Annotated in this window: 3 protein-coding genes; all 3 read left to right on the plus strand. The window is 61.0% G+C overall.

Annotated elements, in window-relative coordinates; translation table 11 throughout:
* Window positions 1-725 (plus strand): DUF3459 domain-containing protein (locus NUW23_12150; protein MCR4426917.1); only part of this gene is annotated, 725 nt, incomplete at its 5' end.
* An 8-nt stretch (window positions 726-733) separates the two neighbouring features.
* Window positions 734-3,160 carry a DUF3536 domain-containing protein gene (locus NUW23_12155; GenBank protein MCR4426918.1) on the plus strand — a complete coding sequence of 809 codons (2,427 nt, stop codon included), beginning with the start codon at window positions 734-736 and terminating at the stop codon, window positions 3,158-3,160.
* 1 nt (window position 3,161) lies between these two features.
* Complete coding sequence (gene treY, locus NUW23_12160) at window positions 3,162-6,149, plus strand: malto-oligosyltrehalose synthase (GenBank protein MCR4426919.1); 2,988 nt, start codon at window positions 3,162-3,164, stop codon at window positions 6,147-6,149.
* Window positions 6,150-6,296 lie beyond the last annotated feature (147 nt).

A 6,296-nucleotide genomic window follows, 5' to 3' on the forward strand; every position in this document is an offset into this window, starting at 1 on the left:
ATTCGACTCACAGTTGCAGCCCGCGTCAGTTCGTGGTATTCGCCCAGAACCATGATCAAGTGGGAAACCGCGCCCTCGGGGACAGACTCGCCACCCTTGTCGGTTTCGATGAACTGAAACTGGCGGCGGCCGCGGTGATCCTGTCTCCGTACATACCCCTTCTTTTTATGGGGGAGGAGTACGGGGAGACCGCGCCTTTTCAGTACTTCACCAGCCACTCAGATCCCAAACTAATTGAGGCGGTGCGCAAAGGGAGACAGGAGGAGTTCGCGGCGTTCAGGTGGGAAGGGGAGGTGCCCGACCCCGATGATGTAGCGACGTACGCGAGGTCCCGACTGGACCACAACCTGCGCGGGCAGGGCGGGCATAGAGTGCTCCTGGATCTTTACCGGGAGTTGATCCAGCTTCGTCGAACACTTCCCGCACTTGCCGTCTTGAGCTGGGATGTTATGGAGGTCATCCCTTGCCGCGCGGAGCGGGTTCTGTTTGTTAGGCGTTGGACCGAGGCGGATGAAGTCTGCGCGGTCTTCTCCTTCGGAGACGCCGGGGTCGTGGTCTCGCTCCCGATGCCGGACGGCAGGTGGGACAAACAGTTGGATACCGCCGAGGACAGATGGCTCGGAAACGGCAGCTTGCTTCCACGCATCTTGCGCTCGCCGGACGAAACCTTAGTGACTATTGCCCCAAAAACGTGCGCCTTGTTCAGGCGGATTGCGGAGGATTGACTGGAACAATGGAACGCTACGTGTGCATACACGGGCATTTCTATCAGCCGCCCCGGGAGAACCCGTGGCTTGAGGACGTGGAGCTCCAAGACTCGGCATACCCCTACCACGACTGGAACGCCCGCATCACGGCGGAGTGTTACGAACCGAACACGGCGTCTCGAATCCGCGCCGAAGACGGACGGATCATGAAGATCCAGAACAACTACAGCAAAATCAGCTTCAACTTCGGTCCGACGCTGATGGATTGGATGAGGAAGCGGACACCGGCGGTATATGAAGGGGTGATCGAAGGAGACCGAGAGAGTCAGAAACATTTTTCAGGGCATGGGTCCGGGTTTGCGCAGGCATATAACCACATGATCATGCCGCTCGCCAATTCGCGGGACAAGTACACGCAGGTGGTCTGGGGCATCCGCGATTTCGAGTATCGTTTCGGGCGACGCCCTGAGGGTATGTGGCTGCCCGAGACCGCTGTGGACATTGAGAGCCTGGATATCATGGCACGTCAGGGCATCAAGTTCACCGTTCTCGCGCCCCACCAGGCAAAGCGAGTGCGTAACATCGACAACGGTTCTTGGCAGAGGGTGCGAAAGGGCGTGGACCCGAGCATGCCCTATCTGGTCTGGCTGCCCTCGGGCCGGTCCATAAACGTGTTCTACTACGACGGCCCCATCTCGCGCGCAATCGCATTCGAGCGTCTGACTTCGAACGGGGAGCGTTTCGCCGAACGCCTCTTGAGCGCATTTGTGGACTACCGCACTTGGCCGCAATTGGTCCACGTGGCGACGGACGGGGAGACCTACGGGCACCATCACCCCTATGGTGACATGGGGTTGGCATACGCCATCCACCACATCGAATCCAACGGACTTGCACAACTCACGAATTACGGCGAGTTCCTCGAGAAACATCCAGCTACGGCGGAGGCCGAGATCCTCGAGAACAGCTCCTGGAGCTGCGTGCATGGAATCGAGAGATGGCGGAGCAACTGCGGATGCAATTCCGGAGGCCATCCAGGATGGAACCAGGAGTGGCGGGCGCCGCTTCGGCACGCATTGGACTGGCTCCGTGACGAGGCTGCGCCGCGATACGAGGAGCAGGCGCGGAGGTTCCTGAAGGATCCATGGGAGGCCAGGAACGGCTACATCGATGTGATCCTGGATCGGTCCGAGGAAAGCGTCACGAGGTTCCTGGAAAAGCACGCCACAAGGGAGCTCAACCCATCTGAGCGTGTGACAGCCCTGAAGCTCCTTGAACTCCAGCGCCATGCCATGCTGATGTACACCAGTTGTGGGTGGTTTTTCGACGAACTCTCGGGGCTCGAGACCGTGCAGGTCATACAGTACGCCGGGCGTGTAATCCAACTGGCCAAGCAAGTGCTGGCGTGGGACCCCGAACCTCACTTCCTCGAGATGATGGCGAACGCCAAGAGCAACATCCCTGAACACCGCAACGGCGCACACATATACCAGAAGTTCGTCAAGCCGGCCATAGTGGACCTCCTGGACGTCGGGGCTCACTACGCGATAAGCTCGCTATTTGAAGAGTACGGCGAGCACTCCCGGATCTTCGCGTACACCATCCATCGTCTGGACGCGAGCAACCTCAAGGCAGGCGAGGTGAGATTGACCGTCGGGCGGGCAAACGTGACCTCTCAGATCACGCGGGATTCATCGACTCTCGCGTATGCAGTATTCTACCTGGGAGGCCACAGCCTGCTCGCGGCGGTCAAGCCCTACAAAGGCGACGAGAGCTACCGTCAGGTGGCTGGAGCGCTGACCGATGCCTTCAACCGCTCGGATCCTTTCGAGGTGGGCAGGTTGATGGACCAGTACTTCGACGGGATGACCTACTCTTTGGGTAAGATGTTCCGCGACAAGCAGCGCACAGTGGTCGATCTGATCCTCGAATCCACCTTGGAGGAGGTGGAGGCCGATTACCGGCAGATCTACGACAGGCACGCCCTGTTGATGAGATTCCTCAAGTCCTTGAATATCCCCCTGCCCAAGGTTCTTCACACTGCCGCCGAGTTTATCCTCAACACTGACCTGCGGTCGGCTCTAGCTGAGGACGAGCCGGACGTGGACCGCATAACCGATATTCTGGACACAGTGCGAGCGTGGGACGTCAATCTGGACGGCCCGGGCCTCGGGCTCACGCTCAGGCAGACCGCGGAAGCGATCTCAGAGCGCTTGAGACGAGAGCCGGGCGAGATATCGCATCTGAAGGACCTCGACCATGTGGTAGGCCTGACTCGTTTGATGCCTTTCGACGTGAACCTTTGGAAGGTGCAAAACGACTACTACCGCCTGTTGGAGGCCTTCTACCCGGACCAGCAGAAGGGAGCCGAGGCCGGGGATGAAACCGCCCGGGCATGGGCCGAGCTGTTCGGAAGCCTTGGAGAGAAGCTTCGGGTGCGGAAGGGGATGTGAGGTGGAGGGCTATCGAATACCGGGCGCCACCTATCGGGTGCAGTTCAACTCCGGTTTCCGTCTTGGAGACGCCCGGGAACTCGTGCTCTACCTGCAGACTCTCGGGATAACCGACCTCTACGCTTCGCCCGTCTTCACGGCAGTGCGAGGAAGCTCGCACGGGTACGATGTGACAGACCCAGGCAGGATCAACCCGGAGCTAGGCGGGGAAGAGGCCTTCTCGGCGTTAGCCGACACGCTGCGACGATGCGGCATGGGGCTTATCTTGGACATCGTGCCGAACCACATGGCTGCGAGCTCCGAGAATCCATGGTGGGCCGACATCCTTCGCCAAGGAACCAACTCCCCTTATTCACCCTACTTCGACATAGACTGGCATCCTCCGCGACGGGGCCTGGCAGGCAAAGTCCTGCTCCCTGTGCTCGGCGCCACATACGGAGACGCGCTTGCAGGCCAGGAACTTGTGCTTGCGCTCGCGGAAGAAGGCCTTTACGTGGCCTACCACGACAGCCGGTTCCCCCTCGCCCCCAAGTCCTACGCAGATGTTCTGAACCTGGAGGAGCTGGCCCGAAACCTAGGGCCGGACCATCCCGCCGCGTCTCAGCTCGGGAGCTTGCTCGGGGCTTCTCCGGGCCCCCCCGACGGACGAGGCGGCGGACCGAACGGGCAGGACGGCAGGGACGGGCGGGCGGTGCAAGACGTGCGGCGCGGGCAGTACGGCCAGGCAGGGGGCAACATGTCCTCGGGACTGCGCACGAGGCTCTGGCAGCTTTGTTCCGCTCACCCTGAGATCCGAGCGTGGATCGATGACCGCCTCAAAACTCTAAACGGCCAAAAGGGGCGCCCAGATAGCTTCGACCGTCTGCATGAGATCCTAGAGCAACAAGCCTACAGACTGGCATTTTGGCGAATGGCCAACTGGGAGATTAACTACCGGAGGTTCTTCGACACGAATGGCCTTGCGTCTGTGAGGCAGGAAGACCGGCGCGTGTTCGACGACACGCACGCTCTTATTCTCCGCCTGGCGAGCGAAGGTAGAATCGCCGGGGTCCGCGTGGATCACGTCGATGGACTCCGAGACCCGGAGACATACCTCCGCTGGCTTCAAGACAGCCTTGCCGGAGCCGGCGCCGGGGCGCGCCCCGGGTTCTACGTGGTCGTTGAGAAGATCCTGAGTGGAGATGAGGAGATACCGCCCGGATGGCCGGTCTGCGGCACCACTGGGTACGATTTCCTCAAGATGGTGAACGGGCTCTTCGTGGACGTAAGGGGAGCATCCGGCCTTGACAGGCTCTATGCGCGCCTGGCAGGATCCGACCTGGACTTCGATACACTGGTCTACGAGCAGAAGCTGAAAGTGATGCGTCACTTGTTCGCAGGAGAGATGCGGTCCCTGGCCGAGAGGCTGGTTCGCCTTGCAGACCGGGACCGGCAGGCGCGCGATCTGAGCCTCGTCGAGCTTGAACAGGCGCTTGTCGAAGCGACTGCGTGCCTTCCCGTATACCGGACCTATATCCGCGATTTAGATGTGTCGGCGCGAGATCGAGACTACATCGAAGAAGCCGTTGCCGCCGCCGGCGAGCGAGGGTCAGCGGCGCCGCTCGCCCGTGTGTTTCTACGGCGGGTGCTCCTGCTTGAGATCCCTGCCTCCGTTGAGGGCGAGGACCGCAGGGCGTGGCTGGAGTTCATCATGCGCTGGCAGCAATTCACCGGCCCCATAATGGCCAAGGGGTACGAGGATACCACCCTTTACATCTATCACCGGCTGGTGTCTCTGAACGAGGTAGGGGGCGAGCCCGAGAGTCTGGGGGTATCGGTCGCGGACTTCCACCGGCGCAATCGCGCCAGGCGCCAACGCTGGCCTTGCACGATGAACACTACCTCCACCCACGACACTAAGCGAAGCGAGGATGTGAGAGCCCGCATCAACGTCCTGTCGGAGATCCCTCAGGTATGGGCGGGGTGCATTGGGAGATGGCGGGAGTGGAACCGGCGGAAGATAAGAGTGGCAAACGGCGAGCCAGTGCCTGACCCGAACTTCGAGAAACTGGTGTATGAGACGCTGGTTGGTGCGTGGCCTCTTGACGAACGCGAAGTGCCCGAGTTCATGGACCGCCTGGAAGGATATCTCATCAAGGCTACGCGAGAGGCCAAAGTGCATACTAGCTGGCTTGAGCCCAATCCCGCCTACGAAGAGGCTTTGGTGGGGTTCGCCCGGTCGATAGTCGAGCCTGAGGAGGACAACGAGTTCCTTCCGGACTTCCTGAGGCTCTGGCGCTTCGCGGCCTACTACGGCGCGCTCAACTCCCTTTCCCAAGTGCTCCTCAAGATCACGTCCCCCGGCGTGCCCGACTTCTACCAGGGGACGGAGCTGTGGGACTTCAGCCTCGTCGATCCAGACAATCGACGGCCGGTAGACTTCGCGGCCCGGGCTCGGCTGCTTTCGGAACTTCAAGGGCGCGAGGGCGACGATTCATTGAGTCTCCCACGCGAGCTCCTCTCTTCGTGGGAGGACGGGCGCGTGAAACTCTACCTGACCTACAAGGCGCTCCGTTACCGCAGGGACCGGGCAAAACTGTTCGCGGAAGGAGACTATCTCCCGGTCGACGCCATCGGACCCAACCGTGAGCATGTGTGCGCTTTCATGCGTCGGCATGCCGGCGTCTGGGCCATGGTGGTGGTGCCGCGTCTCGTGGCAGGATTGCAGATAGAGGCGGCACGCCTACAATCGGGAGCGCGGAGCGATCACAGGGCACTGCGCGGGACTCTAGATGATCTGCCCACGGCCAGACCCCCATTGGGGCGCACGGTCTGGGGTGAAACCTCGCTGGTGCTGCCTGACCAGGCCCCGGTCGCCTGGCACAATGTCTTGACGGGCCAGACGGTGCGGAGAGATGGCGGCCCGACCACTGCCTGCGCAGGAAGCGCGCTGCCCGTTGCCGCCGTGCTCGACGAGTTCCCCGTCGCGCTTTTGGACGGGGAAGAGTGATTCAGCGGTGATGCAGGGACTCTACCCCATCTGTGGAACATGATTTTACGAAAGGGGCAGATCCCTATGTTGAAGCTTGTCCGTAGGACGGTAGATCAAGTCCGATTTCTGGTGTAAAATCCCTCCGGTAGCTGACGGCCGAAATCA

The sequence above is a fragment of the Bacillota bacterium genome, from assembly GCA_024655925.1.
Classification (GTDB): domain Bacteria; phylum Bacillota; class DTU025; order DTU025; family JANLFS01; genus JANLFS01.

Bases quoted from the DNA above. Each gene is read 5' to 3' on its own strand.
- NUW23_12155 (MCR4426918.1), top strand. From the start codon at position 734: ATGGAACGCTACGTGTGCATACACGGGCATTTCTATCAGCCGCCCCGG.